Source organism: Pseudomonas sp. GW823-FHT01D03 (assembly GCF_058798255.1).
Map to the genome: position 1 here is coordinate 4,645,725 of NZ_JBXAKK010000001.1, position 17,914 is coordinate 4,663,638.

Sequence of the window (17,914 nt, forward strand, 5' to 3'; positions counted from 1 at the left end):
TTAATGACTCAAGACTTTCTAACAGTCATTTTAGAGCAAAAATCCTATACATCCCTGAAAGCCCCGGTTTTGCGGGCCTTCACCCCCCCAAAAGCATCGCGGGCAAGCCCGCTCCCACAAGGTTGATGGACATCCCTGTGGGAGCGTGGCTTGCCCGCGATCCGCGCAACGCGCGGCCATTCAACGATCAGGCGATATCGCGCAACTCCCGCCGCAGAATCTTCCCGACCGGCGTCATCGGCAACGACTCACGCAGCACAATGTGTTTCGGCACCTTGTAAGCGGTGAAATTCTCTTTGCAGTACGCCTTGAGCTCTTCGAGGCTGACCCCGGTTTCCCGCGCCACCACAAACAGCTTCACCGCCTCGCCCGAACGTTCGTCCGGCACACCGATCACCGCGCAGTTGGCGACTTTCGGGTGAGCCATCACCACGTCCTCGATCTCGTTGGGGTACACGTTGAAGCCGGAGACGATGATCATGTCCTTCTTGCGATCGACGATGCGCACGAAACCGTCCGGGTCGATCACCGCGATATCACCGGACTTGAACCAGCCCTCGGCATCCAGCACTTCGGCGGTGGCTTCGGGTTTGTGCCAGTAGCCTTTCATGATCTGTGGGCCCTTGATGCACAACTCGCCGCGCTCGCCCATCGGCTGCTCGACACCCTCATCATCAATGACTTTCAGCAGCGTACCCGGCACCGGCAGACCGACCGTGCCCAGACGCGACTTGTCGCCATACGGGTTGGTGCAGGCCACCGGTGAAGTTTCGGTGAGACCGTAACCTTCGGTGATGCGGCAACCGGTGATCTGCTCCCAGCGCTCGGCGGTAGCCTTGACCAGTGCAGTACCGCCGGAGTTGGTCAGCTTGAGGCTGGAGAAATCCAGGGTCTTGAAGTCCGGGTGATCCATCAGCGCGACGAACAACGTATTCAGGCCGAGCAACGCCGAGAAGCGCCAGTTCTTCAGCTCTTTGATGAAGCCTGCGATGTCCCGCGGATTGGTGATCAGCACGTTGTGGTTGCCGGAAACCATCATGCACATGCAGTTCGCGGTGAAGGCATAGATGTGGTACAGCGGCAGCGGCGCCACCATCACCTCCTGCCCCTCGCGCAGCAGTGGCTGACCGTCCGGCCCCAACTGCGCAAGACACGCACGCACCTGCTGCATGTTCGCCACGAGGTTGCCGTGGGTCAGCATCGCGCCCTTGGCCAGGCCGGTGGTGCCGCCGGTGTATTGCAACACGGCGATGTCGTCGAGACCGACTTTCAGCGGCTTGATCCCCAGACCACGACCCAGGCGCAGCGCACTCTTGAACGAGATCGCCTGCGGCAGCGAATACGCCGGGACCATTTTCTTCACTTTGCTGACCACGGTGTTGACCAGCCAGCCCTTGGCGGTGGGCAGCATGTCGCCCATCTTCGCTTCGATCAGGTATTGGATGTCAGTGTCCGGCAGCACTTCCTGAACCTTCTGCCCGAACATGTTCAGGTACACCAGCGCGCGGGCGCCGGAGTCCTTGAACTGGTGGCGCATCTCGCGCGCGGTGTACAGCGGGTTGGTGTTGACCACGATCAGCCCGGCGCGCAAGGCGCCGAACACGGCAATCGGATATTGCAGCACGTTGGGCATCTGCACCGCGATGCGATCCCCCGGCACCAGATCGGTGTGGGCTTGCAGGTAACCGGCGAACGCCGCGCTGTAGCGCTCGAGTTCCGCGTAGGTCAGGGTCACGCCCATATTGCTGAAGGCCGGCCGGTCGGCGAATTTCTTGCAGGAACGCTCAAACACCTCGATCACCGACTTGAACTCGCCCATGTCGATGTCCAGTGGTACGCCGGCGGGGCGTTTGTCATTCCAGAAATCAGGTTGCATTGTTCTTGTCCTCTTTACCTGAATCGATCCGGGAGCCGCTTTTCTGTGGTTTCGCGCTGATCCCTGAGGGCACAAAGCAAAAAGCGGAGCTTCACGGACACTAGCAGTTATGGCCATTGAGGCAAATATGGACGATGCCGTCATTGATCGTATGAATCTTCCTGCCGTGGCGTGGGCTGATCGGACGCGCTATACAATGCAACGACTGCGGGGCGTTACCGCTCGATAAAAAGGAATTGCCATGATCCACCGTGCCTTCTGGCTGGACGCGAGTGACCGCAGCCGCCTGTTCGTCAACCAGTGGCTGCCCGCCGCGCCCTTGAAAGCGCTGATCCTGCTGGCCCACGGCATGGCCGAACACAGCGCGCGCTACGAGCGGCTGGCGAATGCGTTCTGTGAACAAGGCTACGGTGTGTACGCCCCTGATCTGCGCGGCCATGGCAAGACCGCCGAACACGGGACGCTCGGGCATTTCGCCGATGACGACGGCTGGTGCAAGGTGATCGGCGATCTGGCCAGCCTCAATCAGCACATCGGCCAGCAGCATCCCGCCGTGCCGATCATCCTGCTCGGGCACAGCATGGGCAGCTACCTCGCCCAGGGTTACCTGCTGCATCACAGCGCCAGCCTGCACGGGGCGATTCTCAGCGGTTCGAACTTCCAGCCAGTGGCGCTTTACGGCGCGGCGCGACAGATCGCCCGATTGGAAAAACTGCGCCAGGGTGGCAAGGGCCGCAGTGCGCTGATCGAGTGGTTGTCATTCGGCTCGTTCAACAACAAATTCAAACCGGCGCGCACGCCGTTCGACTGGCTGAGCCGCGACCCGGTCGAGGTCGATCTGTATGCCCACGACCCGTTGTGCGGCTTTCGCTGCACCAATCAATTGTGGATCGACTTGCTCGGCGGCTTGCAGCAGATCAGCAAAGCGTCCAATCTCGCCCAGATCGACCCGGGCCTGCCGCTGCTGGTAATCGGCGGTGAATGTGATCCGGTGAGCGAAGGCAAGCGTCTGACAGATCTGGCCGATGCGTTGCGCACGGCCGGCAGCCAGAACCTGCAACTGAAGATCTACCCGCAGGCGCGGCACGAATTGTTCAATGAAACCAATCGCGACGAAGTGATTGCCGATGTGCTGACCTGGATCGACCAGGCGCTGAGCCATCGCCGCCCTCATCGCAGCGAATAATTTTTTGTGGATTCACTTTAATCCGTCACAGGAATCAAGACCGATGACCCAGGTTACCAACATCCCTTACGAAGCCCTCGAAGTCGGCCAGACCGCCAGCTACAGCAAGACTGTCGAAGAGCGCGACATTCAGCTGTTCGCCGCGATGTCGGGCGACCACAACCCGGTGCACCTGGACGCCGAGTTCGCCGCTGCCAGCATGTTCAAGGAACGCATCGCCCACGGCATGTTCAGCGGTGCACTGATCAGCGCGGCCGTAGCGTGCGAGCTGCCTGGGCCGGGCACCATCTACATCGGTCAGCAGATGAGCTTTCAGAAACCGGTGAAGATTGGCGACACCCTGACCGTGCGCCTGGAAATTCTCGAGAAGCTGCCGAAGTTTCGCGTGCGCATCGCCACTCGCGTGTTCAACCAGCGTGATGAACTGGTGGTGGATGGCGAGGCCGAGATTCTCGCGCCGCGCAAGCAGCAGACCGTGACCTTGCCGACGCTGCCGGCGATCAGCATCGGCTGATCATCAGGTACACAAAACAAACGTGGGAGCGGGCTTGCTCGCGAAGGGGTCATGTCCGCAACATTATCGTTGCATGACACAGCGCTTTCGCGAGCAAGCCCGCTCCCACAGTTTTTTCAGCGTGGCTTACGAACGAGCGCGAGCCTGGTTACGCAGGGCTTTCACCTGGTCGTGGTTGCGTTGTACGCCGTGGTACTGACGCTCAACCAGGTCACGGATGCCGACCAGGCCGTGCTTGTTGATTTTCTCGATGGCTTCACGATAAGCCTTCAGGGCGTGGTCTTCACCGCGCTCGGCTTCGTTCAGCACAGCCTCTTCGTCTTTGCCGGTGAACATGGCTTTGACGTCGACCCAGCGACGGTGCAGGTCACCGCTGACGCTGGTAGAGGTTTCCGGATCACCGCCCAGTTTACGCACTTCAGCCTGCAGTTCAGCGGCGGCAGTCGCGCAATCGGCAGAACGGGTCACGAACAGGGTTTTGAGTTCTGGATGCTTGATGTCTTCAGCGCAAGTCTTGAACCCTTCCTGGCCGTCCTTGCAGGTTTCGATCAGGTCGTTGAGTACAGAGATCGCTTCTTTATTCATGTCAGTCATTTTTCAATTCCTTGCGGTTGGTTGAAGATGCAAGGGATATTGCAGTGTGCGTGCCAGCTTTTCATTCAAAAATTAATCGTTATTTTTCAATAAGTTAAAGATATTTGAACTATCTGTATCACGGTTATTTGCATGATCTGTCATTTGGCCTGCATGCAGAATGCCTGTATTTTCCTGCCTGATTGAATCCAGATGATCGCCACTGATGAATCCTGAAAAACTTGAACTGCTGATCACCCGTGAAATGCCCTTCGGCAAGTACAAGGGCCGGATCATTGCCGACCTGCCGGGGCCTTATCTGAACTGGTTTGCCCGCGAAGGTTTTCCTCACGGCGAACTCGGCGGACTGTTGGCACTGATGCAGGAAATCGACCATAACGGTCTGTCGGATCTGCTCGAACCGCTACGCGCCAAACACGGTAAACCCGCCCCGCGCCACTGAAGCGCCCCTCCCCTTGAGCCGAGTCGACCATGCCTGACAACACCCGCCGCGCCCGTGACGAAGCGTTCTGGCAAACCTTCGCCGATCGTTACGAAGCGCAAACCGGCCCGCTGAACCTGGAGAACGGTTACTTCGGGCGCATGTCGCGCACAGTGATCGAGGACTACCAGCGCAACATCGAGCTGATCAACACCAGCAACTCGGTGTATGTGCGCCAGCGTTTCGAACAGCACGACAGCCTGGAGATCCGTGCGCAACTGGCCGAGACGATCGGCGTGCGCGCGCAGAGCGTGGCCTTCACCCGCAACGCCAGCGATGCGCTGCAGTCGCTGATCCGCAATTACAATCGCCTGCTACCGGGCGATCAGGTGCTGATCAGCGACCTGGAATACGACACGGTCAAAGGCGCCATGCGCTGGCTGTCTCGCCATCGCGGCGTCGACGTGATCGAGATCAACCACACTCACCCGGCCAGTTTCGACAGCCTGCTGGACAGTTACCGCGAAGCCTTCATCCGCTATCCGAAACTCAAACTGATGGCCCTGACCCATGTTACCCACCGCACCGGTCTGGTGATGCCGGTGCAGGCCATCGCCGAACTGGCGAAACAGCACGGCGTGGACATCATCCTCGACGGCGCTCACGCCCTTGGCCAGATCGAGTTCAATCTGGAAGCGATGGGCATCGCCTTCGCCGGTTTTAACCTGCACAAGTGGATTGGCGCGCCATTGACCCTGGGCTTTCTGTACATCGCCCCGCAGCGCCTGGCCGACATCGATCCGGACATGGGCGAAATGCACTTTCCGGCCAGCGATATCCGCGCGCGCACGCCGTACAGCACGCCGAACATTCCGGCGCTGATGTCACTGCCGTTGGCACTCGAAGAGCACCGCTCGCTCGGTGGCGCTGCGGCCAAAAGCGCCCGGCTCAATTACCTGCGCAACCTGTGGGTGAGTGCCGTGCGGCACCTGCCGGGGATCGAGGTGATGACCCCGGACGATCCGCGCCTGTATTGCGGGATCACTTCGATGCGTTTCACTCGCCACGCCGATCAACAGGCGATGGTCGAGCGCCTGCTCAACGAGTACAACCTGTTCACCGTGGTGCGCAACGGCGCAGCGAGCGGGCCGAGCATTCGCATCACGCCGGGGTTGACCACCACGGCGGCTGACATGCAGTTGCTGACCCGTGCGCTCAACGAGCTGCGCTGATCGGTTCACACGGTGTACTTGTCGAAGTCCTCGGGTTTGATCTGCGACGAGGCGGCGAAGGTGTCGATGCCGATGGTCAGGTGGCCGAAGAAACCGTCCTCGTGAGAGTCTCGGCCGATCGGCCACACGGTCAGGGTCGAACCCTCGCCGCCCATATTGGCGTAGTAGCTGTCGTCGGCATTGTTCAAGGGGGTTGAGGCTCGCCCGCGGTAGTCCCTGGCATTGAGCACCGCACGTGAGACCACTTCGGGGAAATACAGCTGACCGACCCAGGCCACGTTGCGCTCCTCCAGGTATTCAGTGCCGCTGACCATGCGCACCGCCACATGAATGTGCAGCGCCCGACCGGCATAGAACCCCGGATAGATGGTGGTGAAGCGCACCCGCCCCTGCTGATCGCAGAACTGGCTGCCGCGCAGGTAGGTGTCATCGTCGGTGCGCGGCACCGAGCCGATGGCATCGGAGTCGACCTCCAGATCCGGGTTGATCCGGCTCCATCCCGAATAGGCGCCCCGTGCATTGCAGTGCCAGATGTCCACCAATGCCCCGCTCACAGGCTGGCCGGTCATCGCGTCGACGATGCTCAGGCGCAGCAGCAAGGGCAGCCCTTCGGCGCCTTCGCTGATATTGCGCCGCAGCAATTTGGGATTGCGAAAGTACGGCCCGGCGATCTGCTCGGGGGCCAACTGGTAGATTGATGGTGACGATGCGGTTGAAGTGTCTCGTTCCATGACGCGTTCTCTTTTCCATAAGATGAACGCAGATTAACGGCGCACGAGCCCCGTGGTGCGGTAACTATGTGTCGCGCCGTTTCCATGAATATTTTTGCCGGGCAAAAAAAACGGTGCACCGACCAAGCGCACCGTAAAGCCGTAGAACACACAACGAAGTGTCAGGTAAAACGTTTAGTCCAGCAGCGCCAGGGCCTCGGCGGTGCATTCCTGAATGCGCGCCCAGTCGCCGTTCTTGATCCACTCGGGATCGAGCATCCAGCTGCCACCCACGCACATGACGTTTTTCAGCGCCATGTAGCTCTTGATGTTGGCCGGGCCAACGCCACCGGTCGGGCAGAATTTCACTTCGCCGAACGGGCCGCCGAGTGCCTTGATCGCGGCCACGCCACCACTGACCTCCGCCGGGAACAGCTTGAAGCGGCGATAGCCCAGACCATAGCCTTCCATGATGCCGGAAGCGTTGCTGATGCCGGGCAACAGCGGAATCGGGCTGTCGACGCTGGCTTCGAGCAGGTCACGGGTGATGCCTGGGGTAACGATGAATTGCGAACCCGCCGCTTCCGCTGCTGCAAGCATGTTGCGATCAAGCACGGTGCCGGCACCGGTCACCAGCTCCGGACGCTGCTCACGCAGGATCTGGATCGCCTTGAGACCGAATTGCGAACGCAGGGTCACTTCCAGCGCGGTCAGGCCACCGGCGGCCAGGGCGTCGGCCAGCGGCAGCACGTCCTGTTCACGGGCGATGGTGATCACTGGCAGGATCCGCGCCTTGGCGCAGAGGCTGTCGATCAGGGCAACTTTGTCCGCCATGGAAACGGTCGGGGATGGGGTTGTCATAGCGGCTGTTCCTTGGCTCATGGGCACCAGTAAATCTCTAACGTAGGTTGCAGAAACGCGCGCACCGGCATGGCCGCGACGTCATCGGATGCCAGTGCGGCATTCAGGGTGGTCAGCTTCGATTGACCGGAAATCGACAGAATCTTGTGCTTTGCCGACGCCAGCAGCGCACGGCTCATGGTCAGGCGTTGACGCGGCACGCTCGGCGCCAGCATCGGCCAGCAGCGACGGCTGCCGTCAGCCTGCAAGGCTTCAGTCAGGTTCGGGCTGTCAGGGAACAGCGACGCGGTGTGACCGTCATCGCCCATGCCCAGCACCAGCACGTCAATCGGCGGCAATTCCGCGAGCAGACGGTCGGCCTGTTCCGCAGCCTGCTCGACGTTGGCCGCCGCGCTGTAGAGGCTGAGGAACTGTGCCTTGGCGGCCGGCCCTTTGAGCAGGTATTGCTTGAGCAGGCCGGCATTGCTGTCGGCGTGTTCGACCGGCACCCAGCGCTCATCGGCAAGGGTCACGACGACCTTCGACCAATCCAGCTCCTGCTTGGCCAGGTGCTGGAAAAACGCCACCGGGCTGCGTCCGCCAGAGACCACCAGCACCGCGTTGCCGCGTGCGGCGATGGCCTCGCTCAGTTGCTTGGCGACGTTAAGCGCCAGACCTTCGGCCAACAGCACCGGGCTCTTGAATTCGTGGGCATTCACGCCCGCGGGCAGTTGCACATCAGATATCGCCATACCACGACCTCCCGTCCCGCGTGATCAGTGCAATCGAGCTCATCGGCCCCCACGACCCGGCCGCATACGGCTTGGGCGCGTCACCGGACTTCTTCCAGCCGGCGATCAACTGGTCACACCACTTCCACGCGGCTTCGATTTCATCTTTACGGACAAACAGGTTCTGATTGCCGTTCATCACTTCCAGCAACAACCGCTCGTAGGCATCGGGGATCCGTGCGCTGCGCCAGGTGTCGGAGAAATTCAGTTGCAGCGGGCCGCTGCGCAGTTGCATGCCCTTATCCAGGCCCTGCTCCTTGGTCATCACACGCAAGGAAATGCCCTCGTCCGGTTGCAGACGGATGATCAGTTTGTTGCTGATCTGCAGGCGCTGTTCCGGCGCAAAAATGTAGTGCGACGGTTCCTTGAAGTGGATAACGATCTGCGACAGCTTTTGCGGCATGCGCTTGCCGGTACGCAGGTAGAACGGCACGCCGGCCCAGCGCCAGTTGCGAATGTCGGCACGCAGGGCGACGAAGGTTTCGGTGTCGCTCTGGGTGTTGGAATTCGGTTCTTCGAGGTAGCCCGGGACGGACTTGCCCTCGCTGTGGCCGGCGATGTACTGACCACGCACCACTTGCGTGGTCAGGCCTTCCGGACTGATCGGCGCCAGGGCCTTAAGCACTTTTACCTTTTCATCACGGATGCTGTCGGCGGACAGGTCGGCCGGCGGGTCCATGGCGATCAGGCACAGCAGCTGCAACAGGTGATTCTGGATCATGTCGCGCAGTTGGCCGGCCTTGTCGAAGTAGCCCCAACGGCCCTCGATGCCGACCTTCTCGGCCACGGTGATTTCCACGTGGGAGATATAATTCTGGTTCCACTGAGTTTCGAACAGACTGTTGGCGAAACGCAGGGCGATCAGGTTCTGGACGGTCTCTTTGCCCAGGTAGTGGTCGATGCGGTAGGTGCGGTTCTCCGGGAAGAATTGCGCCACCGCGTCATTCACTTTGCGCGAAGATTCCAGATCGGAGCCGATCGGCTTTTCCAGCACCACGCGGGTGTTTTCTGCCAGACCGACTTTCGCCAGGTTCTCGCAGATCGCGCCGTACACCGCTGCCGGTGTGGCGAAGTAGGCAATCATGCGTTGCGCGCTGCCGGCCGCTTCGGCCAGCGCCACATAATCTTCAGCCTTGAGGAAGTCGACGTGCAGGTAGCTCAGGCGCGCCAGAAAGCGCTCGGCCACGGCCTCATCCAGCTCTTTGCCGACGTAACGGCGCAGTTCGGCGGCGATGAATGCCAGGTGCTGCTGCTCGGAGCCGGGTTCACGGGCCAGCGCGATGATGCGCGTGTCCTCGTGCAACAGGTCGGCGCCATCGAGGTGATAAAGGGCAGGAAACAGCTTGCGCAGGGCCAGATCGCCCAGAGCGCCGAACAAGGCAAAGGTGCACGGTTCAACCGTAATCGAAGGCATGATGTTTGTTCTTTTATCAAGTTAAGCTACAAATACCTTTTTTCAAGGCATCACTCAAGGGGAAATGTAGTAATAACCACAACATTTTCGCAAAATACAGATTCCGAGTGGTGGTCGGTCGGAGCCACCAGTAGGATAGGCCACCGTTACGGGCCACATCAAAGGCCCAATTTGCATAGCCCGGCGCACCTTTGCGCAGGTGAATTAGGAATTCCATATGGACCGCGTGCGAAATTTACTGGAACAGATCCAGAGTCGCCTTGAAGAGCTGAACAAGGCCGAACGCAAAGTCGCCGAGGTGATCCTGCTCAACCCGCAGCAGGCTACTCGCTTCAGCATCGCCGCCCTCGCCCAGGCCGCATCGGTGAGCGAGCCGACGGTCAACCGTTTCTGCCGTTCGTTCGGTGTCAGCGGCTATCCCGAACTCAAGTTGCAACTGGCCCAGAGCCTGGCCAGTGGCGCGGCGTATGTCAGCCGCGCGGTGGAGGCCGATGACAATCCCGAGGCGTACACGCAGAAGATTTTCGGCAGCGCCATCGCCTCGCTGGACAGTGCTTGTCAGGCGCTCGATCCGAACCTGATCAGCCGCGCCGTCGACCTGTTGATTCAGGCCCGGCAGATCCACTTCTTCGGCCTCGGTGCTTCAGCGCCTGTGGCTTTGGATGCGCAGCACAAATTCTTCCGTTTCAACCTCGCCGTCACCGCCCATGCCGATGTGCTGATGCAGCGAATGATTGCTTCGGTGGCGCATACCGGTGAGCTGTTCGTGATCATTTCCTACACCGGCCGCACCCGCGAACTGGTGGAAGTGGCGCGCATCGCCCGGGAGAACGGCGCTTCGGTGCTGGGCCTGACCGCCGAGAATTCGCCGCTGGCCAAGGCCAGCACCCTGAGCCTGAACATTCCGCTGCCGGAAGACACCGACATCTATATGCCGATGACTTCGCGGATCATTCAGTTGACGGTACTGGATGTGCTGGCGACCGGCATGACGCTGCGTCGCGGGGTGGATTTCCAGCCGCATCTGCGCAAGATCAAAGAGAGCTTGAATGCCAGCCGGTATCCGGTTGGTGATGAGTTCAACTGAGGCCAGATGGTTCTTTATTGAATGATCCGGCCTCTTCGCGAGCAAGCCCGCTCCCACAGGGGATCTGTTTTGAACACGGACTCTATGTCCACTGAAGATCCAATGTGGGAGCGGGCTTGCTCGCGAAGGCGCCAGTCGACTCACCGCAAATCTAGGCCGCAGCCCACGCCTGCAAGCTCAAATGCGCCTTCTCCCCCGGCGCCAGATGCAAGCTGTCAGTGCCCCCCGCCGCCGCTTCGACACAGACAAACTCCGTCACTTCATCCCAGCTCACGCCCAATAGGGGTCGCGAGCCTGGATGCCAGACCACCGTGTCGCCACTGTCACCGGTATCGATGCACAACTCGCGCTGCCAGGCGTGATCCTTGAGCTGCAATTCGCCGTCGTGCTGGAACACCCGCTGACAGCCGCCATCCACGCGCAACTCGCCTTCCTGCTGGCACGACTGGCGGCTCAACTGGTCGTAACCCTGCGCACCTTCGAGGCCAGACAGCGCTATCTCACCGACATCGCCAATACGCCAGTAAGCGTGCAAAGCCTGGCTCAACTGGCACGGCATGTCGTCCTGATGCTCGGTGCTCAGGCGTAATTCCATGCGTTCACCGAGGTGCGCGTGCAGGTCGACCTGCCAGTCGCACAACTGCAATTGCCAATGCAGGCGTACGCCATCCTCGGCGCTGCTGCTGTCGAGCAGCTTCCAGTCGAGCAGCCGCGCCCAGCCATGGGACGGCCAGGCGTTTTCGCTCGGATGGCGGCCATACCACGGCCAGCACACCGGCACGCCGCCACGAATGGCGCCAACGTGCGGCCACTTTGCCGCACACCACAACCACGGTTTCTGCCCGCGTGGCTGAAAGTGCAGCAACTGCGCGCCCTGCCGACTGAACACCGCCTGACACAGCGGATGGTCGATCACCAGCACATCGCGCATCTGATAGCGCTCCCAGGCGAACACCGGCCGTTCGCGCAAGGATTTGAAGAAGCGTTGCAGCGGATGCTCATGCATTGGCCACGGTCCTGAAAATCATGGGGTACTCAACAATCCACATTGCTCTTGTGGCGAGGGAGCTTGCTCCCGCTGGGCTGCGAAGCGGCCCTGAAACCATTCACTGCGGTGTGTCATTTAAACCTCATCATCAGGATTTACGACTGCTGCGCAGCCGAGCGGGAGCAAGCTCCCTCGCCACAAATGGGCACGACACAAACCTTGTATACGAGTCGCAAAAAAAAGCGGACAGCCTTGGCTGTCCGCAAATATGCGCACATAGAGAGGAGCTTATCGCAACAACGTCAGAACGTAGACTGAATTTTCAGACCAGCGACCAAAGCGTTGTCCACTTCATCCACACCACCCGGGTGAGTGATGTACTGCAGGTTAGGACGTACGGTCAGCCAGTTGGTGACGTGGAAGCCGTAGTTGATCTCGTAGTTGTATTCGGTTTCACGAATCGGCGAGAACACCGGATTGTCGTAGTCCGAAACACCGTTGGAAGCATTCAGGAACTCGGCGTTTTTCTTCACGTCATCGTTGACATGAATACGCGCCGCACCGATGCCCACGTCATCTTTAGGACGCGCGTCGAACGGGCCCTTGTAGACAAACATCACCGACTGGTAGTTGTCGATGAAGTTGGTGTCCTTGTCGTGGAACGTGGCGTTGGCCGCGATGTTCAGACCGCGAGTTGCATCACCGTTGTGGCTGGTGAGTTGCTGCTGCGCGACGAACCAGTAACCGTGTTTGCTGCTGTGAGTCTTGTACGCGTCGCCGGTAGTCGCCGCGTCGAAACCGTTGACGTCTTCGCGGACGTCGTCGGCATCCGCCGTGCTCTTGTAGTAACCGACGCGGTATTCGCCCGGCAGGCTGTTGACCTTCGGCGACCAGACCAATTCAACCGGCAACACAGTACCTTTGGTGCCGCTGCCGCTGAGCTTGAAGCCGTTGCCGTGTTCCAGCTGCGACGGGTTCTGGTTGTACGCACCGATCTGCGCATAGAGCTCGTCGTTGATGTTGTATTTCACACGGATCGCGGCCTGGCTGACGGGCCAGTTGTACCAGATGTTGGTCGCCCAGTTACCCACTTGCGAGCCGCAGAACGCCAGGTTCTGGAAGTCGCACGGGAAGGTGTTGAAGTCTTCGCCTTCACCGAAGTAACCGGCCTTGACGTCGAGCTTGTTGTCGAAGAACTGATGCTGAATCCACAACTGGGTCAGACGCACCATGTGGCCACGACCGTAAACTTCCTGCGACGACGACAGGGTGCCGGCACGCGGATCACCCACGCGGTCGTTGGAGATGTTGTAGCCGTTACGGTTGGTCAACTGGATCTTGGCCTGAGTGTTGTCCCAGCCCCAGAGTTTTTGCAGATCCAGCGCCACGCCCAGACCAAACTGATCGCTATAGCGACCGGTCTTGTCGTCGTTGTAGCCGCCATGCAGGTTGGCGCCCATTTCCCCAACGTAGTCAGCCTTGATGTCGATACCCTGCTCGATCAGCTTGGTCCGCTCACCGCCCCAGTCACCGGTCATCCATTTCGAATCGGAGCTGAATGCATCGGCAGCCATTGCATTGCCGGCCAGCACCAAGGCCGCCGCAGCTGACACTTGGCAGATCAACCGGGCATTGACGTGTTTCTTTTTCATCCCTACATCCTCGTCTTTATTGTTATTAACTGTTTTTTTCCAACGCGGTTTACATAAATTGCGATGCTCGACAGGCCGGGCAGCGCTTGCTCCTTGTAGGAGTGAGCCTGCTCGCGATAGCGGTTTTACATTCAACATCTCTGTCGACTGATACACCGCCATCGCGAGCAGGCTCACTCCTACAATTGATCTTCAGCGGCCTTTGAACTGCGCGACATTTGCCGACCGCGCTTCGGTCTGCGCCTGGCCCGCAACGCCCAGGCGCTCGCCAGTCTTGGCATCGAACAACAACACTTTCGATGGATCGAATTGCAGGGTCAGGGTTTCGCCCACCTGCGGTGCCACGTCCGGTGCCAGGCGGCAGCAGACCTTGGTGTCATTCAGGTTGACGAACACCAGGGTGTCCGGACCGGTCGGTTCGGTGACTTGCACTTCGGCCTTGATGCTCGGCAGGCCATTGCCCTCGCCGTTCGCCAGAACAATCTGTTCCGGGCGCAGGCCGAGGATCACTTCGCGATCTTCCAGCCCTGCGTCCTGCATGCTCATCGGCAACTCGCAACGCGCCTGGCCGCTGTCGAGCAGCGCCAGCAGACGACCGTCCTTGCGTTGCAGACGCAGCGGAATGAAGTTCATCGGCGGCGAACCGATGAAGCTCGCCACGAACAGGTTGGCCGGATCGTTGTAGATCTCTTTCGGCGTGCCGAACTGCTGGATGATGCCGTCCTTCATCACCGCCACTTTGTCGCCCAGGGTCATCGCTTCGATCTGGTCGTGGGTCACGTAGACCGTGGTGGTTTTCAGGCGCTGGTGCATCAGTTTCATTTCGGTGCGCATCTCGACGCGCAGCTTGGCGTCGAGGTTCGACAGCGGTTCGTCGAACAGATAGATCTTCGGCCGACGCGCCAACGCACGGCCCATCGCCACGCGCTGCTGCTGACCACCGGAGAGCTGACCCGGCTTGCGGTTGAGCAGGTGTTCGATCTGCAGCAGCTTGGCCACGCGCGCGACTTCTTCGTCGATCGCCGACTGGCTCATCTTGCGGATCTTCAGACCGAACTCGATGTTCTCGCGCACGCTCATGGTCGGGTACAGCGCGTAGGACTGGAACACCATGGCGATGTCGCGATCCTTCGGGCTCATGCCGCTGACGTCCTGGTCGCCGATCATGATCGCGCCACCGGTGATGGTCTCGAGGCCGGCAATGCAGTTCATCAGGGTCGATTTGCCGCAGCCCGACGGGCCGACAAGGATCAGGAACTCACCGTCCTTGATCGACAGTTCGATGTTCTTCAGGGTGTCCGGCAGGCCGGCACCATAAGTCTTGTTGACGTTGCGAAGTTCGAGCGTTGCCATGATTACCCCTTGACTGCGCCGGCCGTCAGCCCGCGCACGAAATACTTGCCTGCGACCACATAGACCAGCAGGGTCGGCAGGCCGGCGATCATCGCCGCTGCCATATCCACGTTGTATTCCTTGGCGCCGGTGCTGGTGTTGACCAGGTTGTTCAGCGCCACCGTGATCGGTTGCGAATCACCGCTGGAGAACACCACACCGAACAGGAAGTCGTTCCAGATCTGGGTGAACTGCCAGATCAGGCAAACCATGATGATCGGGGTCGACATCGGCAGAATGATCTGCCGGAAGATCGTGAAGAAACCCGCGCCATCCAGCCGTGCAGCCTTGATCAGCGCATCGGGAATGCTCACGTAGTAGTTACGGAAAAACAGCGTGGTAAACGCCAGACCATAGACTACGTGCACGAACACCAGACCCGTGGTGGTGCTCGCCAGGCCCATCTTGCCGAGGGTGAACGAGGCCGGCAGCAGTACGGTCTGGAACGGCAGGAAGCAGCCGAACAGCAGCAGACCGAAGAACAGCTGCGAACCGCGGAAGCGCCAGAACGACAGCACGTAGCCGTTCAACGCGCCGATGGCAGTGGAGATGACCACGGCCGGCACGGTGATCTTGATCGAGTTCCAGAAGTAACCGTCAACCGTGGCCCAGGCCTTGACCCAGCCGATGCCGCTGACCACGGTCGGCCAACTGAGCAGGTTGCCGGTGCTGATGTCTTCCGGGGTCTTGAAGCTGGTCAGCAGCATCACCACCAGCGGAATCAGGTACAGCAGGACCGCGAGGATCAGCACCGCGTAGATCGCGACGCGACTCAGGCTGAAAGCGGGTTTGGCAGCGAGACTAGTCATTACGCTTGGTCCTCAGCTCGGAGTACAGGTAAGGCACGATGATCGCGAGAATCGCACCGAGCATCAGAATCGCACTGGCCGAGCCCATGCCCATCTGGCCGCGACTGAAGGTGAAGGAGTACATGAACATCGCCGGCAGGTCGGAGGAATAACCCGGGCCACCGGCGGTCATCGCCGCGACCAGGTCGAAGCTCTTGATCGCGATGTGCGCCAGAATCATTACCGCACTGAAGAACACTGGACGCAGGCTTGGCAGTACGACTTTCCAGTAGATGGTCGGCATGCTCGCGCCATCAATCTGCGCGGCACGGATGATCGACTGATCAACCCCGCGCAGGCCGGCGAGGAACATTGCCATGATGAAGCCCGAGGCTTGCCACACGGCGGCGATCACCAGGCAGTAGACCACGCGATCCGGGTCGATCAGCCAGTCCAGACGGAAGCCTTCCCAGCCCCAGTCACGCAACAATTTGTCCAGGCCCATGCCCGGGTTGAGCAGCCATTTCCACGCGGTACCGGTGACGATCATCGAGAGCGCCATCGGGTACAGGTAAATGGTGCGGATAAAGCCTTCGCGACGGATACGCTGGTCGAGGAACACCGCCAGCAGCACGCCGATCACCAGAGTGATGCCGATGAACATGCCACCGAACACCGCGAGGTTCTTGCTCGCCACCCACCAGCGATCGTTGTCGAACAGCCGGGCGTATTGCGCCAGGCCGGCCCACTTGTAGTTGGGCAGAAAGGTCGAGGTGGTGAACGACAGCACGAACGTCCACAGGATGTAGCCATAGAAGCCCACCAGCACGATGAACATGCTCGGCGCCAGCACCAGTTTCGGTAGCCAGCGCTGCAGTGCATCGAACGGCGAGGCCTTGCTGAACACAGCAACAGAACTCATGGGGAAATCCAGTACGAGAGAAAAGGACTACTTGGGCAACTCGTCCCCTTGTAGGAGTGAGCCTGCTCGCGATTGCGGTGTGTCAGTTGATGAATCTGTTACCTGACAAACTGCTATCGCGAGCAGGCTCACTCCTACAGGGGCCAAGGATTACTTGGCCGACTGAACCGCCGCGCCGAGTTTCTTGGCCGCATCGGCCGGGTCGGCTTTCGGGTCGTTGATGTAGTTGGTCACGACATCAAAGAACGCGCCCTGCACCGCCAGCGTGGTCGCCATGTTGTGCGCCATGCTCGGCTGCAGGCCACCGGACTTGGCATCCGCCAGGAAGTCCTTGGCAGCGGTCTGCGCGCAGGAGTCGAAACCGAGTTTCTCCATGTTGTTCAACATGTCGTTACGCACCGGGATCGAGCCTTTGTTGATGCTGAAGACTTTCTGGAAGTTCTCACCCAGCACGACTTTGGCAATGTCCTGCTGACCGGCCGCAGTGCCTGCGTCCTTCTGCTTGAACACCGCCAGGGAGTCGATGTTGTAGGTGAACGCCTTGTCGGTGCCCGGGAAGGCTACGCACTCGTAATCCTTGCCGGCGACTTTCTTGGCCGCGGTCCATTCGGACTTGGCCCAGTCACCCATGATCTGCATGCCGGCCTTGCCGTTGATGACCTTGGCCGCTTCCAGGTTCCAGTCCTGGCCCTTGCCGTCGGCGTCCATGTAGGTCGCGACTTTCTTCAGCTCGGTCAGCGCCTTGACCATTTCCGGGCCGGTCAGCGCTTTGTTGTCCAGATCGACCAGGGCTTTCTTGTAGCCATCAACGCCCATGACCGAGAGCACCACGGCTTCGAACACGGTGCTGTCCTGCCAAGGCTGACCGCCGTGAGCCAGCGGGATGAAGCCCGCAGCCTTGAGCTTGTCGCCAGCGGCGTAGAATTCTTCGAGGGTGGTCGGGTTCTTGGTGATGCCGGCTTTCTTGAAGACTTCCGGGTTGATCCACAGCCAGTTAACCCGGTGAATGTTCACCGGCACGGCCACGTAATCACCGTCGTACTTCACGGTATCGGAGACTTTCTTGTCGAGCAGGCTGTCCCACTTCTCTTCTTTGGCCACGTCCTTCAGGACGTCGGTGTCGAGCAGACCGGTGGAAGCCCATTCCTGGATGTCCGGACCTTTGATCTGGGCCACGCCCGGCGGGTTGCCGGCCACGGCGCGGCTTTTCAACACGGTCATGGCTGTGGCACCGCCACCGCCGGCGACAGCGCCGTCTTTCCAGGTGAAACCGTCTTTTTCAACTTGCGCCTTGAGCACATCGACAGCGGCTTTTTCGCCACCGGACGTCCACCAGTGCACGACTTCGACCGAACCTTTGGATTCGGCAGCGGAAACACTGAGAGGCAGAATTGCGAGCGGGAACAGGGAGGCGACAGAAATGACAGTAGCGAGGCGAGAAATCGCATTCATCTGAGATGTACCTTTCTTGTTGTTATGCATTGCAAGTCTGGTGCTTGCGCTGCAC

Annotated in this window: 17 protein-coding genes; 5 read left to right on the forward strand and 12 right to left on the reverse strand. The window is 60.0% G+C overall.

Going from position 1 to position 17,914, the window contains the following annotated elements; all coding sequences use genetic code 11:
* Positions 1 to 187 precede the first annotated feature (187 nt).
* Positions 188 to 1,876 (reverse strand): long-chain-fatty-acid--CoA ligase FadD2, encoded by a 1,689-nt coding sequence (gene fadD2, locus AC1RBR_RS20535; RefSeq protein WP_492566346.1) that lies wholly within the window; start codon positions 1,874 to 1,876, stop codon positions 188 to 190.
* 241 nt (positions 1,877 to 2,117) lie between these two features.
* On the opposite strand from fadD2, the gene AC1RBR_RS20540 reads away from it, so the two are divergent.
* Both AC1RBR_RS20540 and AC1RBR_RS20545 read left to right on the forward strand, forming a co-directional pair.
* The gene (locus tag AC1RBR_RS20540) at positions 2,118 to 3,062 is read left to right on the forward strand and encodes an alpha/beta hydrolase (RefSeq protein WP_492566348.1); all 945 of its coding nucleotides are present in this window, start codon (positions 2,118 to 2,120) and stop codon (positions 3,060 to 3,062) included.
* Between the two features lie 43 nt (positions 3,063 to 3,105).
* Complete coding sequence (locus tag AC1RBR_RS20545) at positions 3,106 to 3,576, forward strand: MaoC family dehydratase (protein ID WP_003227420.1); 471 nt, start codon at positions 3,106 to 3,108, stop codon at positions 3,574 to 3,576.
* Positions 3,577 to 3,702: 126 nt separating this feature from the next.
* Here AC1RBR_RS20545 and AC1RBR_RS20550 read toward each other — a convergent pair whose 3' ends face one another.
* Positions 3,703 to 4,170, reverse strand: a complete 468-nt coding sequence (locus tag AC1RBR_RS20550; protein ID WP_003227422.1) for a ferritin-like domain-containing protein — start codon at positions 4,168 to 4,170, stop codon at positions 3,703 to 3,705.
* A 205-nt stretch (positions 4,171 to 4,375) separates the two neighbouring features.
* On the opposite strand from AC1RBR_RS20550, the gene AC1RBR_RS20555 reads away from it, so the two are divergent.
* On the forward strand, positions 4,376 to 4,612 hold the full coding sequence (locus tag AC1RBR_RS20555) for a DUF3820 family protein (protein ID WP_003227425.1): 237 nt from the start codon (positions 4,376 to 4,378) through the stop codon (positions 4,610 to 4,612).
* Between the two features lie 29 nt (positions 4,613 to 4,641).
* Entirely contained in the window at positions 4,642 to 5,823 is a 1,182-nt protein-coding gene (locus tag AC1RBR_RS20560; RefSeq protein ID WP_115984248.1) for an aminotransferase class V-fold PLP-dependent enzyme, read from the forward strand.
* A 5-nt stretch (positions 5,824 to 5,828) separates the two neighbouring features.
* On the opposite strand, the gene AC1RBR_RS20565 is transcribed toward AC1RBR_RS20560, so the two are convergent.
* From AC1RBR_RS20565 to zwf, 4 genes are all read right to left on the reverse strand, one after another.
* Complete coding sequence (locus AC1RBR_RS20565; protein ID WP_095137061.1) at positions 5,829 to 6,554, reverse strand: intradiol ring-cleavage dioxygenase; 726 nt, start codon at positions 6,552 to 6,554, stop codon at positions 5,829 to 5,831.
* 174 nt (positions 6,555 to 6,728) lie between these two features.
* Positions 6,729 to 7,394: a bifunctional 4-hydroxy-2-oxoglutarate aldolase/2-dehydro-3-deoxy-phosphogluconate aldolase gene (locus tag AC1RBR_RS20570; RefSeq protein WP_007969324.1), complete on the reverse strand. Its 666-nt coding sequence runs from the start codon at positions 7,392 to 7,394 to the stop codon at positions 6,729 to 6,731.
* 17 nt (positions 7,395 to 7,411) lie between these two features.
* Complete coding sequence (pgl, locus tag AC1RBR_RS20575; RefSeq protein ID WP_492566351.1) at positions 7,412 to 8,125, reverse strand: 6-phosphogluconolactonase; 714 nt, start codon at positions 8,123 to 8,125, stop codon at positions 7,412 to 7,414.
* The gene (gene zwf / locus AC1RBR_RS20580; RefSeq protein ID WP_027612566.1) at positions 8,112 to 9,578 is read right to left on the reverse strand and encodes a glucose-6-phosphate dehydrogenase; all 1,467 of its coding nucleotides are present in this window, start codon (positions 9,576 to 9,578) and stop codon (positions 8,112 to 8,114) included. Before zwf ends, pgl begins: the two co-directional genes overlap by 14 nt.
* 226 nt (positions 9,579 to 9,804) lie before the next feature.
* Between zwf and AC1RBR_RS20585 the strand changes: the two genes are divergently transcribed.
* A complete protein-coding gene (locus tag AC1RBR_RS20585; RefSeq protein ID WP_169842436.1) occupies positions 9,805 to 10,665 on the forward strand; it encodes a MurR/RpiR family transcriptional regulator in 861 nt (286 codons plus the stop codon).
* 151 nt (positions 10,666 to 10,816) lie between these two features.
* Here the strand turns inward: AC1RBR_RS20585 and AC1RBR_RS20590 are convergent, their stop codons facing one another.
* The 6 genes from AC1RBR_RS20590 to AC1RBR_RS20615 form a co-directional block, all read right to left on the reverse strand.
* Positions 10,817 to 11,671: a D-hexose-6-phosphate mutarotase gene (locus tag AC1RBR_RS20590; protein WP_007969321.1), complete on the reverse strand. Its 855-nt coding sequence runs from the start codon at positions 11,669 to 11,671 to the stop codon at positions 10,817 to 10,819.
* Positions 11,672 to 11,955: 284 nt separating this feature from the next.
* A complete protein-coding gene (locus AC1RBR_RS20595) occupies positions 11,956 to 13,305 on the reverse strand; it encodes a carbohydrate porin (RefSeq protein ID WP_095137059.1) in 1,350 nt (449 codons plus the stop codon).
* Positions 13,306 to 13,497: 192 nt separating this feature from the next.
* Complete coding sequence (locus tag AC1RBR_RS20600; protein WP_492566352.1) at positions 13,498 to 14,658, reverse strand: ABC transporter ATP-binding protein; 1,161 nt, start codon at positions 14,656 to 14,658, stop codon at positions 13,498 to 13,500.
* 2 nt (positions 14,659 to 14,660) lie between these two features.
* Complete coding sequence (locus tag AC1RBR_RS20605) at positions 14,661 to 15,506, reverse strand: carbohydrate ABC transporter permease (RefSeq protein WP_007969317.1); 846 nt, start codon at positions 15,504 to 15,506, stop codon at positions 14,661 to 14,663.
* On the reverse strand, positions 15,499 to 16,407 hold the full coding sequence (locus AC1RBR_RS20610) for a carbohydrate ABC transporter permease (protein ID WP_007917874.1): 909 nt from the start codon (positions 16,405 to 16,407) through the stop codon (positions 15,499 to 15,501). The genes AC1RBR_RS20605 and AC1RBR_RS20610 overlap by 8 nt, the downstream gene beginning before the upstream one ends.
* A 150-nt stretch (positions 16,408 to 16,557) precedes the next feature.
* On the reverse strand, positions 16,558 to 17,859 hold the full coding sequence (locus AC1RBR_RS20615) for an ABC transporter substrate-binding protein (protein WP_492566353.1): 1,302 nt from the start codon (positions 17,857 to 17,859) through the stop codon (positions 16,558 to 16,560).
* Positions 17,860 to 17,914: the final 55 nt, after the last annotated feature.

Coding starts and splice junctions, on each gene's coding strand:
- fadD2 (WP_492566346.1), bottom strand. CDS start 1,876: ATGCAACCTGATTTCTGGAATGACAAACGCCCCGCCGGCGTACCACTG.
- AC1RBR_RS20540 (WP_492566348.1), top strand. CDS start 2,118: ATGATCCACCGTGCCTTCTGGCTGGACGCGAGTGACCGCAGCCGCCTG.
- AC1RBR_RS20545 (WP_003227420.1), top strand. CDS start 3,106: ATGACCCAGGTTACCAACATCCCTTACGAAGCCCTCGAAGTCGGCCAG.
- AC1RBR_RS20550 (WP_003227422.1), bottom strand. CDS start 4,170: ATGACTGACATGAATAAAGAAGCGATCTCTGTACTCAACGACCTGATC.
- AC1RBR_RS20555 (WP_003227425.1), top strand. CDS start 4,376: ATGAATCCTGAAAAACTTGAACTGCTGATCACCCGTGAAATGCCCTTC.
- AC1RBR_RS20560 (WP_115984248.1), top strand. CDS start 4,642: ATGCCTGACAACACCCGCCGCGCCCGTGACGAAGCGTTCTGGCAAACC.
- AC1RBR_RS20565 (WP_095137061.1), bottom strand. CDS start 6,554: ATGGAACGAGACACTTCAACCGCATCGTCACCATCAATCTACCAGTTG.
- AC1RBR_RS20570 (WP_007969324.1), bottom strand. CDS start 7,394: ATGACAACCCCATCCCCGACCGTTTCCATGGCGGACAAAGTTGCCCTG.
- pgl (WP_492566351.1), bottom strand. CDS start 8,125: ATGGCGATATCTGATGTGCAACTGCCCGCGGGCGTGAATGCCCACGAA.
- zwf (WP_027612566.1), bottom strand. CDS start 9,578: ATGCCTTCGATTACGGTTGAACCGTGCACCTTTGCCTTGTTCGGCGCT.
- AC1RBR_RS20590 (WP_007969321.1), bottom strand. CDS start 11,671: ATGCATGAGCATCCGCTGCAACGCTTCTTCAAATCCTTGCGCGAACGG.
- AC1RBR_RS20595 (WP_095137059.1), bottom strand. CDS start 13,305: ATGAAAAAGAAACACGTCAATGCCCGGTTGATCTGCCAAGTGTCAGCT.
- AC1RBR_RS20600 (WP_492566352.1), bottom strand. CDS start 14,658: ATGGCAACGCTCGAACTTCGCAACGTCAACAAGACTTATGGTGCCGGC.
- AC1RBR_RS20605 (WP_007969317.1), bottom strand. CDS start 15,506: ATGACTAGTCTCGCTGCCAAACCCGCTTTCAGCCTGAGTCGCGTCGCG.
- AC1RBR_RS20610 (WP_007917874.1), bottom strand. CDS start 16,407: ATGAGTTCTGTTGCTGTGTTCAGCAAGGCCTCGCCGTTCGATGCACTG.
- AC1RBR_RS20615 (WP_492566353.1), bottom strand. CDS start 17,859: ATGAATGCGATTTCTCGCCTCGCTACTGTCATTTCTGTCGCCTCCCTG.